The 22,020-nt window shown below is 57.5% G+C and carries 19 protein-coding genes; 14 read left to right on the forward strand and 5 right to left on the reverse strand.

Going from position 1 to position 22,020, the window contains the following annotated elements; all coding sequences use genetic code 11:
* Positions 1–90: 90 nt before the first annotated feature.
* Positions 91–2,370, reverse strand: a complete 2,280-nt coding sequence (locus USH94_RS19285; RefSeq protein ID WP_111964184.1) for an ATP-binding protein — start codon at positions 2,368–2,370, stop codon at positions 91–93.
* A 181-nt stretch (positions 2,371–2,551) separates the two neighbouring features.
* Between USH94_RS19285 and USH94_RS19290 the strand changes: the two genes are divergently transcribed.
* From USH94_RS19290 to lpxO, 7 genes are all read left to right on the forward strand, one after another.
* Positions 2,552–4,066, forward strand: coding sequence for a sugar ABC transporter ATP-binding protein (locus USH94_RS19290; RefSeq protein WP_111964185.1), 1,515 nt, complete (start codon positions 2,552–2,554; stop codon positions 4,064–4,066).
* Positions 4,067–4,068: 2 nt separating this feature from the next.
* Positions 4,069–5,064 (forward strand): ABC transporter permease subunit, encoded by a 996-nt coding sequence (locus USH94_RS19295; RefSeq protein WP_111964186.1) that lies wholly within the window; start codon positions 4,069–4,071, stop codon positions 5,062–5,064.
* Between the two features lie 30 nt (positions 5,065–5,094).
* Positions 5,095–6,036 carry an ABC transporter substrate-binding protein gene (locus tag USH94_RS19300; RefSeq protein ID WP_111964187.1) on the forward strand — a complete coding sequence of 314 codons (942 nt, stop codon included), beginning with the start codon at positions 5,095–5,097 and terminating at the stop codon, positions 6,034–6,036.
* A gap of 49 nt (positions 6,037–6,085) precedes the next feature.
* A complete protein-coding gene (locus USH94_RS19305) occupies positions 6,086–6,772 on the forward strand; it encodes a D-lyxose/D-mannose family sugar isomerase (RefSeq protein WP_111964188.1) in 687 nt (228 codons plus the stop codon).
* A 10-nt stretch (positions 6,773–6,782) separates the two neighbouring features.
* Positions 6,783–7,643 (forward strand): ketose 1,6-bisphosphate aldolase, encoded by an 861-nt coding sequence (locus USH94_RS19310; RefSeq protein ID WP_111964189.1) that lies wholly within the window; start codon positions 6,783–6,785, stop codon positions 7,641–7,643.
* Positions 7,643–8,647 (forward strand): carbohydrate kinase family protein, encoded by a 1,005-nt coding sequence (locus USH94_RS19315; protein ID WP_111964190.1) that lies wholly within the window; start codon positions 7,643–7,645, stop codon positions 8,645–8,647. The genes USH94_RS19310 and USH94_RS19315 overlap by 1 nt, the downstream gene beginning before the upstream one ends.
* Positions 8,648–8,790: 143 nt before the next feature.
* Entirely contained in the window at positions 8,791–9,699 is a 909-nt protein-coding gene (lpxO, locus tag USH94_RS19320; RefSeq protein WP_111964191.1) for a lipid A hydroxylase LpxO, read from the forward strand.
* 3 nt (positions 9,700–9,702) lie between these two features.
* On the opposite strand, the gene USH94_RS19325 is transcribed toward lpxO, so the two are convergent.
* The gene (locus USH94_RS19325; protein WP_111964192.1) at positions 9,703–10,434 is read right to left on the reverse strand and encodes a response regulator; all 732 of its coding nucleotides are present in this window, start codon (positions 10,432–10,434) and stop codon (positions 9,703–9,705) included.
* A gap of 256 nt (positions 10,435–10,690) precedes the next feature.
* On the opposite strand from USH94_RS19325, the gene fdhF reads away from it, so the two are divergent.
* From fdhF to USH94_RS19340, 3 genes are all read left to right on the forward strand, one after another.
* Positions 10,691–12,838: a formate dehydrogenase subunit alpha gene (gene fdhF / locus USH94_RS19330; RefSeq protein WP_084831941.1), complete on the forward strand. Its 2,148-nt coding sequence runs from the start codon at positions 10,691–10,693 to the stop codon at positions 12,836–12,838.
* A gap of 321 nt (positions 12,839–13,159) precedes the next feature.
* Complete coding sequence (locus tag USH94_RS19335; protein WP_111964193.1) at positions 13,160–13,312, forward strand: Hok/Gef family protein; 153 nt, start codon at positions 13,160–13,162, stop codon at positions 13,310–13,312.
* A gap of 121 nt (positions 13,313–13,433) precedes the next feature.
* Positions 13,434–14,108: a tetratricopeptide repeat protein gene (locus USH94_RS19340; protein WP_111964194.1), complete on the forward strand. Its 675-nt coding sequence runs from the start codon at positions 13,434–13,436 to the stop codon at positions 14,106–14,108.
* A 52-nt stretch (positions 14,109–14,160) separates the two neighbouring features.
* Here the strand turns inward: USH94_RS19340 and gltP are convergent, their stop codons facing one another.
* Positions 14,161–15,474, reverse strand: coding sequence for a glutamate/aspartate:proton symporter GltP (gene gltP / locus USH94_RS19345; RefSeq protein ID WP_024906735.1), 1,314 nt, complete (start codon positions 15,472–15,474; stop codon positions 14,161–14,163).
* A gap of 423 nt (positions 15,475–15,897) precedes the next feature.
* Between gltP and acs the strand changes: the two genes are divergently transcribed.
* From acs to actP, 3 genes are all read left to right on the forward strand, one after another.
* A complete protein-coding gene (acs, locus tag USH94_RS19350; protein WP_111964195.1) occupies positions 15,898–17,856 on the forward strand; it encodes an acetate--CoA ligase in 1,959 nt (652 codons plus the stop codon).
* 78 nt (positions 17,857–17,934) lie between these two features.
* On the forward strand, positions 17,935–18,249 hold the full coding sequence (locus USH94_RS19355; protein WP_008503396.1) for a DUF485 domain-containing protein: 315 nt from the start codon (positions 17,935–17,937) through the stop codon (positions 18,247–18,249).
* Positions 18,246–19,895 carry a cation/acetate symporter ActP gene (gene actP, locus USH94_RS19360; protein ID WP_021242771.1) on the forward strand — a complete coding sequence of 550 codons (1,650 nt, stop codon included), beginning with the start codon at positions 18,246–18,248 and terminating at the stop codon, positions 19,893–19,895. The genes USH94_RS19355 and actP overlap by 4 nt, the downstream gene beginning before the upstream one ends.
* 32 nt (positions 19,896–19,927) lie before the next feature.
* Here the strand turns inward: actP and USH94_RS19365 are convergent, their stop codons facing one another.
* The gene (locus tag USH94_RS19365) at positions 19,928–20,617 is read right to left on the reverse strand and encodes an LrgB family protein (RefSeq protein ID WP_024906731.1); all 690 of its coding nucleotides are present in this window, start codon (positions 20,615–20,617) and stop codon (positions 19,928–19,930) included.
* Entirely contained in the window at positions 20,610–21,020 is a 411-nt protein-coding gene (locus USH94_RS19370; RefSeq protein WP_021242769.1) for a CidA/LrgA family protein, read from the reverse strand. Before USH94_RS19370 ends, USH94_RS19365 begins: the two co-directional genes overlap by 8 nt.
* A 102-nt stretch (positions 21,021–21,122) precedes the next feature.
* Here USH94_RS19370 and USH94_RS19375 point away from each other — a divergent pair, with 102 nt between their 5' ends.
* Complete coding sequence (locus tag USH94_RS19375; protein ID WP_111964196.1) at positions 21,123–22,010, forward strand: LysR family transcriptional regulator; 888 nt, start codon at positions 21,123–21,125, stop codon at positions 22,008–22,010.
* Positions 22,011–22,020: the final 10 nt, after the last annotated feature.

The raw sequence follows: 22,020 nt of genomic DNA on the forward strand, positions 1-22,020 counted from the left end.
ATTCCTTTTATATCCCAATCTGCTAAATTTTGCGCAGATTAACATCACCGGCGTTAACGATGCTCTTGATGAAATCCTAAACAGGGGCATTTAAAAACATATTTTCCGCAGAGCCTGCGCCAGCTGCGCCCGCGTAAACGGCTTACGCAGTAACGGAACGTCCGGCAGCTGAGGATTATGCGCGGGCCGTAAATCCTGGCCGCTGATCAGCAGCACCGGAAGCTGCGGATAATGATTACGCACATGACTAATCACCTCGGCTCCGCTCAGGCTTCCCGGCAACATCAGGTCGCTGATAAACATGCCAATATCCGGCGACGCCGCCAGCATGCTCAGCGCCTGCTCGCCGTTGTCCGCTTCGAGCGTCAGATAGCCAAGCTGGTGCAGCTGCTCGCACAGGGTCTGACGGACATCCGCCTCATCTTCCAGCACCAGCACCAGCCGCTCGCTATCGACGGAGGCGGTGGCAGATAATGCTTCATCAACTGCAGCAGCGGGCAGCGTCGAGCGCGGGAGGTGTAGCCGGACGGTTGTCCCCTGCCCCGGCGCGCTCTCGATCTCCACACGACCGCCGGACTGGCGGACAAAGCCATAGACCATCGACAGGCCTAGCCCGCTCCCGCTCCCGGTCTGCTTGGTGGTGAAGAACGGTTCAAAGACCCGGGATTTCACCTCCTGCGACATGCCGCTGCCGCGGTCAATGACCTCCAGTGCCACCATATCCTGCCTGCGCCCGTCGCTGCGGGTGACGCGCTGATTCCAGGTGCGAATTTTAATCACCCCGCTTTGCCCTTCCATCGCATCGCGCGCGTTCATCACCAGGTTGATGATGGCATTTTCCAGCTGGCTGACGTCTATCCAGGCGGGCCATGCAGGGGATTGCGCTTCAATCTCCAGGGTCAGGGTAGCAGGCAGGGAGTGGCGCAGCAGTTCCCGGAGGTTCTCCAGCAGCGGCAGCATCTCTACAGCATGCGGGGTCAGGGATTGCTTGCGGGAAAACGCCAGCAGTCGCTGGGTCAGTAAGGCGCCACGCTCGGCCGCCTTTAGCGCCCGGGTAATGCGCGGCACGTCTTTTGATTCAGGGTCGGTGAGCTCAAGACTGCCGATGATCACCGCCAGCAGGTTGTTAAAATCATGCGCCAGCCCGCCCGTCAGTTGTCCGACCGCCTTCATCTTCTGGCTGTGCAGGAGCGCCTCTTCCAGCCCCTGACGCTCAATGCGGTCGATCTCCATCTGCGTTGTTTTTTCTTTCAGCAGACGCGTGGTGTGTTCAAGCGAGGCGGTGTTGCGGGCAAAAACGTTGAACGCGCGCGCCAGCTCGCCAAGCTCATCGCGCCGCTGGAGGGCGGGAACGGAAACATCCTGTTCGCCGTGAGCAAGGCGCGACATCGCCCGGGAAATGGCCGTCAGGTTTGAGGCCAGATTGCGGTAGATATACCAGCAGGCGCACCCGGTGATGATCAGCGCCAGCACGGCGAAGATGCTGATAAACACGCTGATGGATTGTAGCTCGTGATGACTCTGGGCAGTGCGAAGCCGGGAGGCCTGCGCCACCTGCTCGACGTACTGATTAATGTCGCTGTTGAGGATCGCCCCCAGCGCCTTGATGTGGAACATATACCAGCTTATCGCCAGGTCGCTCTCTTCCAGCCGCTTCGAGAGCGGGCCGAGCTTACCTAACTCGGCATTAAAATCAGGCAGAACATCCTTCACGACCGGCTGTGCGGCACTCCGGGGCAGCGTTGCGGCAACTGCGTCCAGTTGCTGAACGGTCGCGCGCGGCGAAGGGGTGTCAATGGCGGCGGCGATCAGCCGGTCCATCTCCATCAGTTGCTGCGCATTCGGTACGTTGCTGTCATAACGGCGGTTGATGTCCTGCAGATGGCGCAGGTAGCTCTGGCTTTGATACAGCGAGCTCAGCAGCGCGTTACGCTCCAGATGGCGTCGCTGTCCGCGCTCCAGCATCTCCGTCACGCTCTGCTGTAATTCATTACTTCTTTGAATAATACGCGCCACCAGGGCCGGCTCCTGCTGTGCCAGCGGTGCCTCCGCAAGCTGCTCCAGGGAGCGGCGCAGCGCCATTTGCGTCTGCTTCAGGCGCTCGGCTTCGCCTTTGTACTCGAGTGCCCCCACCACCTGCGAGAGCCGCACCGCCGCCGTCGCCACGTTGGCGGTATCGCGGGCCAGGTTCATGCTGCCGGTCATATCGTCCAGCGTTTGCTGCTGCACCTGCTCCTGGATTTGGCTGGCGTGACGAAAGCCGAGCACCGCCACGCCGCTCGCCATTAGCGTTACGGCAACCACCAGCAGATTAAAAATCAGCAGGCGACCGCGGGCGCTGGCGAAAAAGGGCGGGCGGCGTGATGGCATGGATTGAGGCTCCTTTGCGGTTTGCTGCCCTCACCCTGCCCCTCTCCCACAGGGAGAGGGAAAAGGAAAATGTGATGGCGATTAGCTATTCATAACTATGACAAATATGAACAGCTTCTGACATTTTGCATTTACGCACCTGTGATGAAGTGCAGAAATCGGTATTCACAGGAGATCCGCCATGAGCAGAACCCCGGTATTAGAGATGCGCAGCATTGCCAAAACGTTTGGCAGTTTCCACGCGCTCAAGGGTGTGGATTTGACGGTTTTTCCCGGTGAGATCCACGCGCTGATGGGCGAAAACGGCGCGGGAAAAAGCACGCTGATGAAAATCCTCGCAGGGGCCTATACTGCCACCAGCGGCGAGATCCTGATCGACGGTCAGCCATTTCACATTAAAGGGCCGAAGGATGCGCTGGCCGCAGGCATCACGCTGATTTATCAGGAGATGCAGCTCGCGCCCAATCTCACCGTAGCCGAAAATATCTTCCTCGGCAGCGAACTGTCGCGCGGCGGGCTGGTCCAGCGCAAGGAGATGGCAGCCCAGGCGCAGGCGGTGATTGACCGCCTCGGCGCGCAGTTCAGCGCCACCGATCTGGTGATGAAGCTGACCATCGCCGAACAGCAGCAGGTGGAAATTGCCCGCGCGCTGCACCGCAACAGCCGCATTCTGGTGATGGATGAACCCACCGCCGCCCTCTCCTCCCGCGAAACCCATCGCCTGTTTGAACTGATTTTGCGCCTCCGCGATGAAGGGATGGCGATCATCTATATCAGCCACCGCATGGCGGAGGTCTATGAACTCTCTGACCGCGTCAGCGTTCTGCGCGACGGGCAGTACGTCGGGAGCCTGACGCGCGACAAGCTGAACGCGTCGGAACTGGTGAAGATGATGGTGGGCCGCCCGCTAAGCGACCTGTTCAACAAGGAGCGTGATATTCCCCTCGGCAGCCCGCGTCTCAACGTCCACCACCTCACCGACGGTAAAAAAGTACAGCCGTGCAGCCTGCAGGTGCGTTCCGGCGAAATCGTCGGGCTGGCGGGACTGGTCGGGGCCGGACGTTCCGAGCTGGCGCAGCTTATCTTCGGCGTGCGTAAAGCCACGGGCGGCATGATTGAGGTCGACGGCGAGCCGGTGGTGATCCATTCGCCGCGCGCGGCCATCGAAAACGGCATCGGTTTTCTCACCGAAAACCGCAAGGAGCAGGGGCTGTTTCTGGAGCTGGCGGCGCAGGAGAACATCACCATGGCGACGCTGGAGCGCGACGCGACCTTCGGTATGTTAAACCGCAAAAAAGCCCAGTCGATTTCCGATGACGCCATCGCCCTGCTCAACATCCGCGTGCCCCATTCGCAGGTGCGCGCGGGCGGGCTGTCCGGCGGAAATCAGCAGAAGCTGCTCATCTCCCGCTGGGTCGCCATCGGCCCACGCATTCTGATTCTGGACGAACCCACGCGCGGCGTGGACGTCGGCGCGAAAAGCGAGATCTACCGCATCATGAACCAAATGGCCCGCAAAGGGGTGGCAATTTTAATGATCTCCAGCGAGCTGCCGGAAGTGGTGGGGATGAGCGACCGGGTGTACGTGATGCGGGAAGGCAGCATTGCGGGTGAACTTCACGGGCGCGACATCTCTCAGGAAAACATCATGACGCTGGCAACCGGCGTAAACGACACTCATCATCAGGCGGTGTAACCATGACACATTCAACCAGTCCGCAGCAGGTGGCGAAATCCGCCTCCGCAAAAAAAATGCTGATGAGCGATCTGATGCAAACGGTCGGTATCCTGCCGATTCTTATCCTGATTGTGGCGGTATTTGGCTTTATCGCCCCCAACTTCTTTACCGAGAGCAACCTGCTCAACATCACCCGTCAGGCGTCGATCAATATCGTGCTGGCGGCGGGAATGACCTTCATTATCCTGACCGGCGGGATTGACCTCTCCGTGGGTTCGATTCTCGGCACCACGGCGGTGGCGGCGATGGTGGTGTCACTGATTCCTGAGTTCGCCATGCTCTCCATTCCCGCCGCGCTGATGCTCGGCATGGTGCTGGGCCTGTTTAACGGCGCGCTGGTGGCCTTTGCCGGGCTGCCCCCCTTCATCGTCACGCTCGGCACCTATACGGCGCTGCGCGGCGCGGCCTATCTGCTGGCCGACGGCACGACGGTCATTAACTCGAATATCAACTTCGAGTGGATCGGCAATAACTATCTCGGCCCGATCCCCTGGCTGGTGGCGATCGCCCTGGCGGTCATTGTGGTGTGCTGGTTCATCCTGCGCCGCACCACGCTCGGCGTTCACATCTACGCCGTGGGCGGCAACATGCAGGCGGCACGCTTAACGGGGATTAAGGTCTGGCTGGTGCTGCTGTTTGTCTACGGCATGAGCGGCCTGCTCTCCGGCCTCGGCGGCGTCATGAGCGCCTCACGCCTCTACAGCGCTAACGGTAACCTCGGCACGGGTTACGAGCTGGATGCAATTGCGGCGGTGATCCTCGGCGGCACCAGCTTCGTCGGCGGGATCGGCACGATCACCGGCACGCTGGTCGGTGCATTGATCATCGCCACCCTCAACAACGGCATGACGCTGATGGGCGTCTCCTATTTCTGGCAGCTGGTGATCAAAGGGGCGGTGATCATCATTGCGGTGCTGATCGACAAATACCGTACCCGACACCATCAAAGTGCATAACAACAATACCCTACGAGTGAGGAAGACAAGATGCGTTTGAAACCCTTAGTAACCGCGCTCTGTGCTGGCGCGCTGCTTGCCGCAACGCCGTTTGCGCAGGCGAAAGATCTGAAGTCCATTGGCGTGACGGTGGGTGACCTGGCCAACCCGTTCTTCGTGCAGATCACCAAAGGTGCCGAGCTGGAAGCGCGCAGGCTGGCGGGGGATAACGTCAAGGTGACGCTGGTCTCCAGCGGTTACGATCTGGGCCAGCAGGTGGCGCAGATCGACAACTTCATCGCCGCGAAGGTGGACATGATCATCCTCAACGCCGCGGATTCCAAAGGGATCGGCCCGGCGGTGAAGCGCGCGAAGGACGCCGGGATCGTGGTCGTGGCGGTTGACGTAGCGGCTGAAGGGGCGGATGCCACCATCACCTCCGATAACACCCAGGCGGGTGAGATGGCCTGTAAGTACATTACCGACCGCCTGAAAGGGAAAGGCAACGTGGTGATCATCAACGGGCCGCCGGTCTCTGCGGTGCAAAACCGCGTGGAAGGGTGCCAGACGGAGTTCAAAAAACATCCGGATATCAAGGTGCTCTCGGATAACCAGAACGCTAAGGGCAGTCGTGAAGGCGGTCTGGAAGTCATGACCTCCCTGCTGGCGGCCAATCCGAAGATCGACGGCGTGTTTGCGATTAACGATCCGACCGCGATCGGCGCCGATCTGGCCGCGAAGCAGGCGCAGCGCAATGAGTTCTTTATTGTCGGCGTGGATGGCAGCCCGGACGGTGAGGAAGCGCTGAAGCGCGAAAACTCCCTGTTTGTCGCGACCCCGGCGCAAGATCCGCAGGTTATGGCGGCAAAAGCGGTGGAGATCGGCTATGACATTCTTCAGGGCAAACCTGCGCCGAAAGAGCCTGTGCTGATCCCGGTGACGATGATCGATAAAAAGAACGTCGGCACGTATAAGGGGTGGACGGTTAAATGATCCTTTTCCCTCTCCCACAGGGAGAGGGAACTGTTTTCAAGGAGTCCCCATGAAACGCTCCGACATCAATGAAATTCTCGGCCACACGCGACAGTTCTTTTCCATGCACGACGTGCATCTCCCGCCTTTTGCCAGCTTTCCGCCAACAAAATGGCAGCAGCTTGACCAGGCCGCGTGGCAGGAAGTGTTCGATCTCAAGCTCGGCTGGGACGTGACGGCGTTCGGCGGCAACAGCTTTGCCGCAGAGGGCCTGACGCTGTTTACCCTGCGCAACGGCTCGCCCAACGGCGTACCTTATGAAAAATGCTATGCCGAAAAAATCATGCACGTTCGAGACGGCCAGGTCACGCCGATGCATTTTCACTGGCGCAAGCGCGAAGACATCATCAACCGGGGCGGCGGTAATCTGATTATTGAGTTATGGAATGCCGGGGCGCATGAAGAGACGGAAAACACCGACGTGACGGTCACCGTCGACGGCTGCCGTCAGACCCACGCTCCCGGCAGCCAGCTGCGCCTGCTGCCCGGGGAAAGCATCTGCCTGACGCCCGGTCTTTACCACAGTTTCTGGGGCGAACGCGGCTTCGGTGACGTGCTGGTCGGGGAAGTGTCCTCGGTCAATGACGATGAACACGACAACCACTTTTTGCAGCCCGTTGCCCGCTATAACAACATAGAAGAAGACGAACCGGCGCTGCTGGTGCTGTGCAACGAGTACAACCTGTTTCGGATATAAGGGGTAAATAATGCCATTAATTTCTCTTGCCGACGGTCTTGCGCACGCCAGACAGCACCGCTACGCGCTGGGCGCGTTTAACGTGCTCGACTCCCACTTCCTGCGCGCGCTGTTCGCCGCCGCAAAGCAGGAACGCTCGCCGTTTATCATCAACATCGCCGAAGTGCATTTTAAGTACGTGTCGCTGGATTCTCTTGTCGAAGCGGTTAAGTTCGAAGCCGCCCGTCACGATATTCCCGTGGTGCTCAACCTCGACCACGGCCTGCATTTTGACGCCGTCGTGCGCGCCCTGCGCTTAGGGTTCAGCTCGGTGATGTTCGACGGTTCTACGCTGAGCTACGAGGAAAACATCCGCCAGACGCGGGAAGTGGTGAAAATGTGCCACGCGGTCGGCGTGTCGGTGGAGGCGGAGCTGGGCGCGGTCGGTGGCGATGAAGGCGGCGCGCTTTACGGACATGCGGATGAAGCCTTCTTCACCGATCCGCAGCTGGCGCGCGAATTTGTTGATTCAACCGGCATCGACGCGCTGGCCGTCGCCATCGGCAACGCGCACGGCAAGTATAAAGGCGAGCCGAAGCTCGATTTCCCGCGCCTGGACGCCATTCGCCAGCAGACGGGGCTGCCGCTGGTTTTACACGGCGGCTCCGGGATTAGCGATGCTGACTTCCGCCGCGCCATTGAGCTGGGCATTCATAAAATCAATTTCTATACCGGGATGTCGCAGGCCGCGCTCGCCGCCGTGGAGCAGCGCATGGCTAACCGCCAGCCGCTGTACGACGAGTTTGCCGAGCTGCTGCTGGGGATAGAAGAGGCGATTACGGATACGGTCGCCGAACAGATGCGCATCTTCGGCAGCGCGGGGCAGGCATAATGGAACGCAAAGGCATCATCGCCGCAGGCAATATGCTGGTGGATCACGTCCACCAGATCGTGCAGTGGCCGGAGCGCGGCTGGCTGGCGGAAATCACCCACAGCGAACGCTCAACCGGCGGCGCGCCGCTCAACGTCCTGCTGACGCTGGCGAAAATGCACGTTGGCCTGCCGCTGCAGGCGGTGGGGCTGATTGGCGAAGATGGCGACGGGGACTACATTCTGGCAATGCTCGACCAGTACCACGTCAACCGCCAGCGCGTTCAGCGCACCACATTTGCGCCAACCTCCATGTCGCAGGTGATGACCGATCCCAGCGGACAGCGCACCTTTTTCCACTCGCCGGGGGCCAACCGCCTGCTGGATCTACCCGCCTTCGATCGCTTAGACGGATCGATGAAGATCTTCCATCTCGGCTATCTCCTGCTGCTCGACAGCCTGGATATGCCCGATGACGAATTTGGCACCCGCAGCGCGCGGCTGCTGGCGCAGATGCGTGACCAGGGGTATGAAACGTCGCTCGATCTGGTTTCCCGCAAGGGCGACCCGCGCTATCAGCCGCTGGTGCTCCCTGCCCTGCGACATCTCGACTATCTGGTAATTAACGAGCTGGAGGCCGGTGAGTTTAGCGGCCTGACAATGCGTGACGAAAACGACGCCCCGCACGTTGCCCATATCGCCGACGCCGCGGCGCAGCTGCTGGCGGCCGGGGTACGCCAGCGGGTGGTGATCCACTGTCCGGAAGGAGCATGGGGAGAAGCACATGGTGAAGAGGGTCGCTGGATCCCGTCATGGATGCTGGAGCAGGAAGAGATTATCGGCAGCGTCGGCGCGGGCGATGCCTTTTGCGCAGGCTTTTTATACGGCTGCCATGAATCGCTGCCGCTAACAGAGAGTATTTATCTGGCACACGCCTGCGCGCGAGCAAGCCTGCTGGCCGCCAATGCGATTGATGGCGCAAAAACGCTGGCCGAGCTGCAGGCGTTTATTCGCGAGAGTGTTTAATTTAACAATAATTGCGATTTTTCATTACAGATCTATGAATTTTACATCTCCGAACTACACTCTCTCCATCTGGCATATTCGGCGTGGGCAGCACTCTGTCCGCACGCTTTTCCGAAATGAGATAGAAAGAGGACAAGGGAAAAATGTTCGCAGCCATCATCATCGGTATTTTCGTTATCAGCGTTATTTATGCGCATTCACGCGGCAAAGAAAAACAGACGCTTTCCCGTCAGCTCTTCGACCATTCGACGTTCATGGCGCCCATCAATATGTTTATGACGGCTTTTTCTTCCCTGCCCGCCAGGCAGCCTTTCTTTGAAACAGAACGTTTTCCTGAATTAAATAAGCTGACGGAAAACTGGCTGATTATTCGCGAAGAGGCGCTGCGTTTGCAGCACCATATTAAGGCGGCGGAAAATAATAACGACGCCGGCTTTAACACCTTTTTTAAACGCGGCTGGAAACGGTTTTACCTGAAATGGTATGCCGATGCCCATCCCTCCGCGCAGTCTTTATGCCCGGTGACGACCCGGCTGGTGAGTGAAATCCCCTCGGTGAAGGCGGCCATGTTTGCCGAGCTTCCGGCGGGTGCAAAGCTTGGCAAGCACCGGGACCCGTACGCGGGCTCGGTTCGTTACCATCTGGGCTTATTCACACCGAATGACGACCGCTGCTTTATTGAAGTCGACGGGCAGCGCCACAGCTGGCGGGATGGTGAAGCCGTTATTTTTGATGAGACCTACGTCCACTGGGCAGAGAATAAATCGGATCAAACGCGCATTATTCTCTTCTGCGATATTGAGCGTCCGATGAAATGGCGCTGGGCGCAGGCGGTTAACCATTGGGTGGGGACCACGCTGATGTCTGCAGCCAGCTCACCGAATGACGAGAATGACAGCACCGGCGGCATAAACCGCATTTTTAAATACGTTCATGCGGGCCGCGAGCGGGGGCAGCGTCTGAAAAAAAGAAACCGTAAGGCCTATTACGCCCTCAAGTATCTGTGCATCATCGCAATTTTTGCCGCCATCATTGTTCCGGCAATAACGTAAGCCTTATGCCGCCTGCTCGGGCCGACTCACGTCGGTGGCAAACACGTAACCCAGCCCGCGGATCGTTTTGATGAGCGCAGGCTGATGCGGGTTAGCCTCTATTTTCCGGCGCAGGCGCATGATCAGCACGTCAATCGTGCGGTCGAACACGTCGGCGCTTTCGCTGTGGGTCAGCTCAAGCAGCCTGTCACGGCTTAGCACACGACGGGAATTTTGCGTGAGCGCCAGCAGCAGGCCGTACTCGCCCTGGGTTAAGGGCACGGGATTACGCTGCGGATCGCTCAGCTCGCAGCGGGTGGTATCAAGCGTCCATCCGTTAAACGCAATGCCCGCGACAGGCGCTGCGGAGGGTTCCGCAGCCAGCACGCCCGTACGGCGCAGTACCGCTTTTACGCGGGCGACCACCACGCGCGGGTTGAACGGTTTGGCAATATAATCGTCGGCCCCCATCTCCAGCCCCACCACCACGTCTGACTCACTCCCCAGCCCGGTTAACATCACAACCGGTAGCGCCGGACGCTGCTTTTGCAGCTGCAGCAGAACCTGCAGTCCATTAATATCAGGCAGCATCATATCCAGCAGCACCAGCGCGATATTCGGCTCCTGTTGCACCTGCCGCAGTGCATCCTGGCCGTTATGGCAGACAAGCACGCTAAAGACGTGCTCGCTCAGCACGTCCTGAAGCAGTTCGCAGACTGCCGTATCGTCATCAACCACCAGAATCGCCGGTTTCATCGTATGCTTCCGTCAGGAGATTATGTTAAGTCTGAACTATTCTGCCGTCGGCTCCAGTCAAAAGGTTTTTTCAGTGACGGAAATTCAACCCATGTCACATCCGCCGCCCTGTCGACACGTCAATTTTGACGATTGACTGTTTTTTGTCAGGGTTTTCACCACGAAGGGACCGTAAAGTCAGGGTATACCCATACGAAAAATATGGCATAGAAGCTGCATAGTGGGTGCGAATGATTCGATTAACTGGAGCAGACTGATGAAAAAAGTCGTCACGGTTTGCCCTTATTGTGCCTCAGGTTGCAAGATCCACCTGGTGGTCGATAACGGCAAAATCGTCCGGGCGGAGGCCGCACAGGGGAAAACCAACCAGGGCACGCTGTGCCTGAAAGGTTACTACGGCTGGGATTTTATTAACGATACCCAAATCCTCACCCCGCGCCTGAAAACCCCTATGATCCGCCGCGAGCGCGGCGGCAAGCTGGAAGCCGTCTCCTGGAACGAGGCGCTGGATTACGTCGCCACGCGCCTGAGCGCCATCAAGGCCAAGTATGGCCCGGATGCCATCCAGACTACCGGCTCTTCCCGCGGGACGGGAAATGAAACCAACTATGTGATGCAAAAATTCGCGCGCGCCGTTATTGGTACTAATAACGTCGACTGCTGCGCTCGCGTCTGACACGGCCCATCGGTTGCAGGTCTGCACCAGTCGGTCGGTAACGGCGCAATGAGTAATGCCATCAACGAGATAGATAATACCGATCTCGTCTTCATCTTTGGTTATAACCCGGCGGATTCTCACCCTATCGTCGCGAACCACGTTATTCGCGCTAAACAGAATGGGGCGAAAATCATCGTCTGCGATCCGCGCAAAATTGAAACCGCGCGCATTGCGGATATGCACATTGCATTGAAAAACGGCTCAAACATCGCGCTGTTGAACGCAATGGGGCACGTCATTATTGAGGAGAACCTGTACGACCAGGCGTTTGTCGCGACCCGTACAGAAGGCTTTGAAGAGTATAAGAAAATAGTCGAGGGCTATACGCCTGAATCCGTCGAAGCGATAACCGGCGTCAGCGCGCAGGAGATTCGTCAGGCGGCCAGAATGTATGCCGGGGCAAAAACCGCCGCCATTCTCTGGGGTATGGGCGTAACCCAGTTCTACCAGGGCGTGGAAACCGTGCGCTCGCTCACCAGCCTCGCGATGCTGACCGGTAATCTGGGTAAAGCCCACGTTGGCGTGAACCCGGTGCGTGGTCAGAATAACGTGCAGGGCGCCTGCGATATGGGCGCGCTGCCGGATACTTATCCGGGCTACCAGTACGTGAAGTTTCCGGAAAACCGCGCCAAGTTCGCGAAGGCCTGGGGCGTGGAAAGCCTGCCGGAACACACCGGATATCGCATCAGCGAGCTGCCGCACCGCGCGGCACATGGCGAAGTGCGTGCGGCCTACATCATGGGTGAAGATCCGCTTCAGACCGACGCCGAGCTTTCTGCAGTGCGTAAAGGGTTTGAGGATCTGGAGCTGGTGATTGTCCAGGATATCTTCATGACCAAAACTGCGGCGGCGGCGGATGTGATTTTACCGTCGACCTCCTGGGGCGAGCATGAAGGCGTCTATACGGCGGCGGACCGCGGCTTCCAGCGCTTCTTTAAGGCGGTCGAGCCGAAGTGGGATCTGAAAACGGACTGGCAGATCATCAGCGAAATCGCCACCCGCATGGGCTACCCGATGCACTACAACAACACCCAGGAGATCTGGGACGAGTTGCGCAGCCTGTGTCCGGACTTCTACGGCGCCACCTATGAAAAAATGGGTGAGCTGGGGTACATCCAGTGGCCGTGCAGGGATGAGTCAGAGGCCGATCAAGGCACGTCCTATCTCTTTAAGGAGAAATTCGACACCCCGAACGGGCTGGCGCAGTTCTTCACCTGCGACTGGGTCGCGCCGATCGATAAACTCACCGACGAGTATCCGATGGTGCTCTCCACCGTACGTGAAGTGGGCCACTACTCCTGCCGCTCGATGACCGGAAACTGCGCCGCGCTGGCGGCGCTGGCGGATGAACCGGGCTACGCGCAGATCAACACCGCCGATGCGGAACGGCTCGGTATTGAGGATGAAGCGCTGGTGTGGGTGAACTCGCGCAAAGGGCGGATCATCACCCGTGCGCAGGTCAGCGATCGTCCAAACAAAGGGGCGGTCTATATGACCTACCAGTGGTGGATTGGTGCCTGCAACGAGCTGGTAACAGAGAACTTAAGCCCGATAACCAAAACGCCGGAGTATAAATACTGCGCCGTTAACGTTGAGCCGATTGCGGATCAGCACGCGGCGGAACAGTACGTGATCGATGAATATAACAAGCTGAAAGCCCGACTGCGCGAAAGCGCAATGGGTTGAAGCCGTTAATTCATCGCTGAATAAAGGGAGTGATATATTCACTCCCTTTTTATTTTCAATTAATTCATAAGAAATATAAATTATTATTCTGGAAAGCGGCTCGCAGAAATAATGTAATTTACGCAGAATAGAATTACATCTTTGCATTTTAATTCAGAGGGATAAGATGTTCGGCGGGTGCTTAAGACTTTCTGTCTTGAGCATTGTTGAGGGACAGAAAGTGGAAAGCCCCGGGAAATTTTCATTCACCCGAGGCTACCCCTCAACAACCAACAGGTTGAGAGTAGCCTCTTATTCTTTTTTTGACAAGGAGTAAAAGGCATGACGCCATTAAAAACTGCGTTAGGCATCGTCTTTATTGTTTGCCTGACGATAGTGATTTTTACCTTTATTACTCGCGGTAAGCTCTGCGAGTTCTCAATAAAGAGTAAGCATCAGGAGGTGGCGGCAAAATTAGCCTGCAACGCAGGCTAATCTCTACAGGCGGAACAACGGTTCCGCCCGGCTTGTAGGATGCTGAGGTCTTAATGCACCCATTTTTTTCTTTTGCGCCCGCGATTATACTGCGCGGCGTGTACCCAGATGATAAGAATCCATGAAAGCCATTTTTCTGTTGTTATTGTTTTTTACGTCCTTCGCCCGCGCGGATGAGATAGGCAGCCAGTATCGACAACAGGCCGAAGCCGGTGATGCGCGTGCCCAGTATTATCTTGCCGATACGTACTTCAGCTCCGGCGACAGCAAGCAGGCCGCGCAGTGGGCCGAGAAAGCCGCGAAAGGCGGCGATGTCGACGCCATGGGGTTGCTCTCGCAAATCCTCTTTACGCAAGGTGATTACGCACAGGCCAAAGCCCTGGCCCAACAGGCAAACATTGCTGGCAGCAAACGCGGTGCGATCATGCTGGCGCGCATTCTGGTGAATACTCAGGCGGGGAAAACTGACTATCCCCAGGCCATCAGGCTGCTGCAAACGGCGACCGAAGATATCGACAGCGACTCTGCGGTCGATGCCCAACTGCTCCTGGGGCTGATTTATGCCAACGGCGTCGAGGTAGCGCAGGATGACGTGCAGGCTGCCTCGTGGTTCAAGCGGAGTTCAGCCCTTTCGCGTACCGGCTATGCCGAGTATTGGGCTGGGATGCTGTTCAGGCAGGGTGAGAAAGGCTTTATCACGCCCAATAAACAGAAAGCACTGTACTGGTTGAACCTGAGCTGTACGGAAGGGTTTGATACGGGGTGCGAAGAGTTTGATGCGTTGAGCGGGGAATAAAATCCCCTCACCCTAACCCTCTCCCCAAAGGGGAGAGGGAGACAACGTTACATTACTGGTCAGCAGTCTTATCAAAACGACCCAGCACCTCGCGTTCATACGCCAGCGCCTTTTTACGATCGAATTTGTGTTCCCACTTGGCGATAACCAGCACCGCCAGCGCATTACCCACCACGTTCAGCGCCGTACGCGCCATGTCGAGGATACGGTCCACACCGGCGATAAAGGCCAGACCTTCCAGCGGAATGCCTACGCTGCCCAGCGTCGCCAGCAGCACCACGAACGAAACGCCCGGTACGCCTGCGATACCTTTAGACGTCACCATCAGCGTCAGTACCAGGACGATCTCCTGCCACAGCGACAGGTCAATGCCGTACAGCTGGGCAATAAAGATAGCGGCGATACTCTGGTATAGCGTCGAACCATCCAGGTTAAAGGAGTAACCGGTCGGCACCACGAAGCTGGTAATAGAGGCAGGCGCGCCGTAGGCTTCCATCTTCTCAATAATACGCGGCAGCACGCTCTCAGAGCTTGCCGTGGAGTAGGCCAGAATCAGCTCATCTTTCAGGATACGAATCAGGATCCAGATGCTCAGCCCGCACAGACGCGCCACGATGCCCAGCACCACCAGTGCGAAGAACAGGATGGCGAAGTGCACCAGGATCACCAGCTTCGCCAGCGGCCACAGGGAGGCAAAACCGAAGTTCGCCACGGTGACGGCGATAAGCGCAAACACCCCTACCGGCGCGTAACGCATCACCATGTGGGTCACTTTAAACATGGTCTCGGAGATAGAGCGGAACACGGTCACCAGCGGTTCACGGTGCGTCGCGGGCAGAGAAGAGAGCCCCAGACCAAACAGTACCGAGAAGAAGATGATCGGCAGCATTTCGCCCTTCGCCATCGACGCCACGATGTTGGTCGGCACCAGCGACAGGATTGTGCCCATCAGGCCATGCGCATGGCTCTGCACGTCAGCGGTCGTACTTTGGTATTTCGAAATATCCACCGTTGCCAGCTGCGACATATCGATCCCGGAACCCGGCTGGAACACGTTCGCCAAAGTGATACCAAGAATGATCGCAACCGTAGTGATCACTTCGAAATAGATAATGGTTTTTGCACCAATACGACCTAACTGCTTCGCATCGCCGACGCCCGCAATACCGACCACCAGCGTCGAGATCACAATCGGAACCACAATCATCTTGATCAGATGAATGAAGATATCCCCTGCCGGTGAGAGCAGGTTCGCAATCAGCCATTCGCGGCTGTCGCTGTGATAGTGAAGGTAACTGCCCAGCAAGATGCCCAGCACAAGGGCGATTAAGATCTGCCAGGCAAGGCTGACTTTAACGTTTTTCATAGAAACTGACTTCCTCAATGAAGCGCCTTATTCACTCAAACTGCATGAATATGGAGACATACTGAAAGGGTATGAATTGTGTTGCGTTGGTTTATGGGATTTTTTAACGCGGCGTATGAGTATCATTTGCGCGACCTGTTGCGCAAGCCTTAAAGAACGACGCGTTTCACTCACAAAAGCGACGATGACGGCAGTTTGTTCTAATTCTGATAAATAACCTTTTGTTATAAAAACGCTTTTTTAAACATAAATGTGAATAATCGTCAGCATAAATTATTTTCCTTCAAAGATTCATTCGCTCAATTTTCATACTCTTCAAACAATGCGTGATCTGTAGCCCAAATAATAAACAAAGCTTGTAAAGCCCCTACAATTAACGTTTTTGCGACATATTATTAACATCTTACAAGGAGAAAAAAAGCCATGAGCCAAATACACAAACATGACATTCCCGCAAATATTGCGGACCGTTGCCTGATCAACCCGGAGCAGTACCACGAGAAATATCAGCAATCTATCACCGCCCCGGACACCTTCTGGGGTGAGCAGGGTCATATCCTTGACTGGATTAAACCTTACCAGAAGGTGAAGAACACCTCCTTTGCGCCCGGCAATGTCTCCATTAAATGGTATGAAGATGGCACTCTGAACCTGGCGGCAAACTGCCTTGATCGTCACCTTGCCGAACGCGGAAACGAGACGGCGATTATCTGGGAAGGCGATGATGCCTCCCAGAGCAAACACATTACCTATAAAGAACTGCACCGCGACGTGTGCCGCTTCGCCAACGTCCTGCTGGAAAAAGGCATTAAAAAAGGCGATGTGGTCGCTATCTATATGCCGATGGTGCCGGAAGCGGCTGTAGCTATGCTGGCCTGCGCGCGTATTGGTGCGATCCACTCCGTTATCTTTGGCGGTTTCTCACCAGAAGCGGTTGCGGGCCGTATTGTCGATTCCAGTTCAAAACTGGTGATCACCGCCGATGAAGGCGTGCGCGCCGGACGCGGAATCCCCCTGAAGAAAAACGTCGACGAAGCCCTGAAAAACCCGAACGTCAAAACGGTCAGCAACGTCATCGTCCTTAAGCGTACCGGCGGCAAAATCGACTGGAACGAGGGGCGTGACCTGTGGTGGAGCGACCTGATTGAAAAAGCGAGCGACCAGCATCAGCCTGAAGAGATGAACGCAGAAGATCCGCTCTTCATTCTTTACACCTCTGGCTCAACCGGCAAACCGAAAGGCGTGCTGCACACCACCGGCGGCTATCTGGTCTACGCGGCCACCACCTTCAAATACGTCTTTGACTACCATCCGGGCGACATCTACTGGTGTACCGCCGACGTGGGCTGGGTTACCGGACACAGCTACCTGCTGTACGGCCCGCTGGCCTGTGGCGCAACAACGCTGATGTTTGAGGGCGTACCGAACTGGCCGACTCCGGCGCGGATGTGTCAGGTGGTAGACAAGCACCAGGTCAATATTCTCTACACCGCACCAACGGCGATCCGCGCATTAATGGCGGAAGGTGATAAAGCCATCGAAGGCACTGACCGCTCTTCATTGCGCATCCTCGGTTCCGTGGGTGAGCCCATTAACCCGGAAGCCTGGGAGTGGTACTGGAAGAAAATCGGCAACGAGAAATGCCCGGTCATGGACACCTGGTGGCAGACCGAAACCGGCGGCTTTATGATCACCCCGATGCCGGGCGCCACGCAGCTGAAAGCGGGCTCGGCAACGCGTCCGTTCTTCGGCGTACAGCCTGCGCTGGTGGATAACGAAGGCAACCCGCTGGAAGGGGCCACCGAAGGCAACCTGGTGATCACGGACTCGTGGCCGGGTCAGGCGCGTACCCTGTTCGGCGATCACGATCGCTTCGAGCAGACCTACTTCTCGACCTTTAAAAACATGTACTTCAGCGGCGACGGCGCGCGTCGTGATGAAGATGGCTATTACTGGATCACCGGACGCGTGGACGACGTGCTGAACGTCTCCGGCCACCGTCTGGGCACCGCTGAGATTGAATCGGCGCTGGTGTCGCATCCGAAGATTGCCGAAGCCGCCGTTGTCGGCATTCCGCACAACATCAAGGGCCAGGCAATTTACGCTTACGTCACCCTGAACCACGGGGAAGAGCCGTCGCCAGAACTCTATGCTGAGGTGCGCAACTGGGTGCGTAAAGAGATTGGCCCGCTGGCGACGCCGGACGTGCTGCACTGGACCGACTCGCTGCCGAAAACCCGCTCCGGCAAAATCATGCGCCGTATCTTGCGCAAAATCGCGGCAGGGGACACCAGCAACCTCGGTGATACCTCAACGCTCGCGGATCCTGGCGTGGTGGAAAAACTGCTCGAAGAGAAGCAGGCCATCGCAATGCCTTCCTAGTGTTTTCTCCCTCTCCCCTCACCCTCTCCCCATAGGGGAGAGGGGATAAAAACAAACCTTACCTTTGGAGACTCTGTGATGAATGACCATATTTGTCAGCAGATAGAGAATAGTGCGCACTACAGGGAGCTCGTCGATAAGCGGCAACGGTTTGCCTTCACCCTTTCCATCATCATGCTGATTATCTATGTCGGCTTTATTCTGCTGATCGCCTTTGCGCCGCACTGGCTGGGCACCCCGCTGCACGAGGGCACCAGCGTGACGCGCGGTATTCCGATTGGCATTGGCGTAATCGTGATTTCATTTGTGCTGACCGGCGTTTACGTCTGGCGCGCGAACGGTGAATTCGATCGCCTTAATAAAGCGGTACTGCAAGAGGTAAAAGCATCATGAAGAGAATTCTGACGGCGCTCGCCGCCACGCTTCCCTTTGCCGCCCACGCGGCAGATGCGATTACCGGCGAGGTACAGCGCCAGCCAACCAACTGGCAGGCGATTGTGATGTTCCTGATTTTCGTGGTGCTGACGCTGTATATCACTTACTGGGCGTCGAAACGCGTGCGCTCCCGTAACGATTACTACACCGCAGGCGGCAACATTACCGGCTTCCAGAACGGGCTGGCGATTGCGGGTGACTTTATGTCCGCCGCCTCGTTCCTCGGGATCTCCGCGCTGGTGTACACCTCCGGCTATGATGGCCTGATCTACTCTCTCGGCTTCCTCGTCGGCTGGCCGATCATTCTGTTCCTGATTGCCGAGCGCCTGCGCAATCTGGGCCGCTATACCTTCGCCGACGTGGCCTCGTATCGCCTGAAACAGGGGCCGATTCGCACCCTCTCCGCCTGCGGCTCGCTGGTGGTGGTGGCGCTGTACCTGATTGCGCAGATGGTGGGTGCGGGTAAATTGATCGAGCTGCTGTTCGGCCTGAACTACCACATCGCGGTGGTGCTGGTGGGCGTGCTGATGGTGATGTACGTTCTGTTCGGCGGCATGCTCGCCACCACCTGGGTGCAGATCATCAAAGCCGTTCTGCTGCTGTTCGGCGCCAGCTTTATGGCCTTTATGGTGATGAAGCACGTTGGCTTCAGCTTCAATAACCTGTTCACCGAAGCCATGGCGGTCCACCCGAAAGGGGAAGCCATCATGAGCCCGGGCGGGCTGGTGAAAGACCCGATATCGGCCCTGTCGCTCGGTCTGGGCCTGATGTTTGGCACGGCGGGTCTGCCGCATATCCTTATGCGCTTCTTCACCGTGAGCGATGCGCGTGAAGCGCGCAAGAGCGTCTTCTACGCTACCGGCTTCATGGGCTACTTCTATATCCTGACCTTTATCATCGGCTTTGGCGCGATCATGCTGGTGGGGGCGAACCCGGCGTTTAAAGACGCGGCGGGCGCGCTGATTGGCGGTAACAACATGGCGGCAGTGCATCTGGCGGACGCGGTGGGCGGTAACCTGTTCCTTGGCTTTATCTCCGCCGTGGCCTTCGCCACCATTCTTGCGGTGGTTGCGGGTTTAACGCTGGCCGGGGCGTCGGCGGTTTCGCATGACCTCTACGCCAACGTCTTCCGCAAAGGCGCAAGCGAGCGCGATGAGCTGAAGGTTTCTAAAATCACCGTGCTGGTGCTGGGCGTCGTGGCGATTCTGTTAGGCATTCTGTTCGAGAAGCAGAACATCGCCTTTATGGTGGGGCTGGCCTTCTCGATTGCGGCCAGCTGTAACTTCCCGATCATCCTGCTCTCCATGTACTGGTCGAAACTGACCACCCGTGGGGCGATGATTGGCGGCTGGCTGGGGCTGCTGACGGCGGTGATCCTGATGATTCTGGGCCCAACCATTTGGGTGCAGATCCTCGGTCACGCAAGCGCCATCTTCCCGTATGAATACCCGGCGCTGTTCTCTATTGCCGTGGCGTTTATCGGTATCTGGGTCTTCTCGGCAACCGACAATTCGCCGGAGGGTAACCTGGAGCGTGAGAAATTCCGCGCCCAGTTTATCCGTTCACAAACCGGTCTCGGCGTTGAGCAGGGCCGCGCGCACTAAGCCTTTCTCCCCGGTCATTCTGGCCGGGGAGCTTAAAACATCACCCACGCCACCAGCGGCGCAACCAGCACCATCACCACGCCCGACAGCATCATGACCAGGCTCGCGACAACGCCCTCCTGCTGGCCCAGCTCATAGGAACGTGCCGTGCCCGCGCCGTGCGACGCCGCGCCAAACCCCGCGCCTTTGGCCATCCCTTCCCGAATAGAAAGCCGCAGAAAGAGCATATCGCCCACCGCCATCCCAAAGACGCCCGTCACCACCACAAACAACGCCACCAGGTCCGGCTGTCCGCCGAGGGGTTTAGCCGCCGCCAGCGCGAACGGCGTGGTCACCGAGCGTACGGCCAGGCTGCGCTGAATTTCGTCGGGCAGCGTAAACAGCCGCGCCAGCCAGACGGAGCTACAGACCGCGACCACCGTGGCGGTAATCACGCCTGCGCTGAGCGACATCCAGTGGCGTTTGATAATCGCCAGATTGTCGTAAACGGGCACGGCAAAGGCGATGGTCGCCGGGCCGAGCAGCCACAGCAGCCAGTGGGATTCACCAATATAGTTTTGCCAGGAGATATGGCCGAAGACCAGCATCAGCACCAGCAGGATCGGCGTGAAGACCAGCGGCATCAGCGGCAGGGCATGAAAACGGCGATACAGCCGCTTGTTGGCAAAGTAGATCCCGAGCGTCGCAATCAGGCACAGGACGCTGATCTGAAAGTTAGTCATGTTTGTGCCTGCTGATTTCAAACCGGTAGACTTTATCCACGACCCAGGCGGTCGCTCCCAGCACCATCAGCGTACTCAGCGCGATGACCGCGAAGATGCGCCAGCCGTCCACCATCAGCAGCTGCGCATAGTTCACCACCGCCACCACGGCAGGGACAAAGAACAGCAGCATCTCCGCCAGCAGCCAGCGCGCCCCGGCGCGCACCCAGTTGAGGGGGATTACGCGACAGAGGATGAGCGTCAACATCAGCAGCATTCCCACCAGGTTGGCAGGCAGCGGCAGATGGAGCCAGCCGACAAGATATTCGGCGAAAACAAACAGTCCCGCGTAGAGCAGTACCTGAACCGGGACCTGGAGTCGTTGTACAACGGCAGGCGTAACACGGCTTAACGCCACGGCCATGGGGGTTTTCCTCAAAAATGAGACGAAGCGCCAGTATAGTGAGCGCACGGTGTGGACTGAAATGAATTAAAATCATCACAGGTATAGTTTCGAGGAATAATCATGGACATAAGAACGCTGCGCTATTTTGTCGAAGTGGTTCGCCAGCAAAGTTTTACCCGCGCAGCGGAGAAGTTGTTTGTTACCCAGCCCACCATCAGCAAGATGCTGAAAAACCTCGAAGATGAACTGAACTGTACCCTATTGATCCGCGACGGGCGCAAGCTGCTGCTGACCGATACCGGACGCGTGGTGTTCGAGCGCGGGCTGGCTATTCTGGCGGAGTTCCGCCAGCTGAAAGCAGAGCTGGACGATATTAATCATCTGACCAAAGGAGTGCTTCGCCTCGGCATTCCACCGATGGTGGGAATGATGATGGCCGGGCCGATTAGCCTGTTTCGCCAGCGCTATCCCGGCGTAGAGCTGAAAATCTCGGAGTTTGGTGGGTTAACCGTCCAGCAGGCCGTCACTAACGGCGAGCTCGACGTGGCCATGACTGCCCTCCCCGTTGAGGAAGAGAGCGGCCTGGCGACGCTTCCGCTCTTTAGCCACCCGCTGTGCGTGCTGGTTCCCCGCTCCGGCGACTGGCTGAAGTTAGACTCGGTGAAGCCTGAACTGCTCGGCGAGCATCCTCTGCTGATCTACAACGAAGACTTCGCCCTCAGCCGCCAGCTTATGACGCTGTTTAACCAGCATAACGTCAAGCCGCGCATTGCGGTGCGCAGCGGACAGTGGGATTTCCTGGCGGCGATGGTGCAGGCAGGCGTGGGGATTGCCATTCTGCCGCAGCCGATTTGCGAGCGTCTGGATAAAAACACGCTGCGCTGGATCCCGCTGGAGAGCGATCTGCACTGGCAGTTAGGGATGATCTGGCGTGAAGGGGTCTATTTGTCGCAGAGCGCGCAGGCGTGGCTGCAGTGTTGTGAGGGGTTTTGGGTGCGGTCTGAATAGTGCCCGGTGG

It is taken from the genome of Enterobacter sp. 148H3, assembly GCF_034107425.1.
Classification (GTDB): domain Bacteria; phylum Pseudomonadota; class Gammaproteobacteria; order Enterobacterales; family Enterobacteriaceae; genus Enterobacter; species Enterobacter vonholyi.

What these genes read in the sequence shown, in the direction of transcription:
- USH94_RS19375 (WP_111964196.1), top strand. Translation starts at nt 21,123, where the DNA reads ATGGACATAAGAACGCTGCGCTATTTTGTCGAAGTGGTTCGCCAGCAA.
- USH94_RS19285 (WP_111964184.1), bottom strand. Translation starts at nt 2,370, where the DNA reads ATGCCATCACGCCGCCCGCCCTTTTTCGCCAGCGCCCGCGGTCGCCTG.
- lpxO (WP_111964191.1), top strand. Translation starts at nt 8,791, where the DNA reads ATGTTCGCAGCCATCATCATCGGTATTTTCGTTATCAGCGTTATTTAT.
- acs (WP_111964195.1), top strand. Translation starts at nt 15,898, where the DNA reads ATGAGCCAAATACACAAACATGACATTCCCGCAAATATTGCGGACCGT.
- USH94_RS19305 (WP_111964188.1), top strand. Translation starts at nt 6,086, where the DNA reads ATGAAACGCTCCGACATCAATGAAATTCTCGGCCACACGCGACAGTTC.
- USH94_RS19290 (WP_111964185.1), top strand. Translation starts at nt 2,552, where the DNA reads ATGAGCAGAACCCCGGTATTAGAGATGCGCAGCATTGCCAAAACGTTT.
- USH94_RS19300 (WP_111964187.1), top strand. Translation starts at nt 5,095, where the DNA reads ATGCGTTTGAAACCCTTAGTAACCGCGCTCTGTGCTGGCGCGCTGCTT.
- USH94_RS19340 (WP_111964194.1), top strand. Translation starts at nt 13,434, where the DNA reads ATGAAAGCCATTTTTCTGTTGTTATTGTTTTTTACGTCCTTCGCCCGC.
- USH94_RS19325 (WP_111964192.1), bottom strand. Translation starts at nt 10,434, where the DNA reads ATGAAACCGGCGATTCTGGTGGTTGATGACGATACGGCAGTCTGCGAA.
- USH94_RS19335 (WP_111964193.1), top strand. Translation starts at nt 13,160, where the DNA reads ATGACGCCATTAAAAACTGCGTTAGGCATCGTCTTTATTGTTTGCCTG.
- USH94_RS19315 (WP_111964190.1), top strand. Translation starts at nt 7,643, where the DNA reads ATGGAACGCAAAGGCATCATCGCCGCAGGCAATATGCTGGTGGATCAC.
- USH94_RS19365 (WP_024906731.1), bottom strand. Translation starts at nt 20,617, where the DNA reads ATGACTAACTTTCAGATCAGCGTCCTGTGCCTGATTGCGACGCTCGGG.
- USH94_RS19370 (WP_021242769.1), bottom strand. Translation starts at nt 21,020, where the DNA reads ATGGCCGTGGCGTTAAGCCGTGTTACGCCTGCCGTTGTACAACGACTC.
- USH94_RS19295 (WP_111964186.1), top strand. Translation starts at nt 4,069, where the DNA reads ATGACACATTCAACCAGTCCGCAGCAGGTGGCGAAATCCGCCTCCGCA.
- actP (WP_021242771.1), top strand. Translation starts at nt 18,246, where the DNA reads ATGAAGAGAATTCTGACGGCGCTCGCCGCCACGCTTCCCTTTGCCGCC.
- USH94_RS19355 (WP_008503396.1), top strand. Translation starts at nt 17,935, where the DNA reads ATGAATGACCATATTTGTCAGCAGATAGAGAATAGTGCGCACTACAGG.
- USH94_RS19310 (WP_111964189.1), top strand. Translation starts at nt 6,783, where the DNA reads ATGCCATTAATTTCTCTTGCCGACGGTCTTGCGCACGCCAGACAGCAC.
- gltP (WP_024906735.1), bottom strand. Translation starts at nt 15,474, where the DNA reads ATGAAAAACGTTAAAGTCAGCCTTGCCTGGCAGATCTTAATCGCCCTT.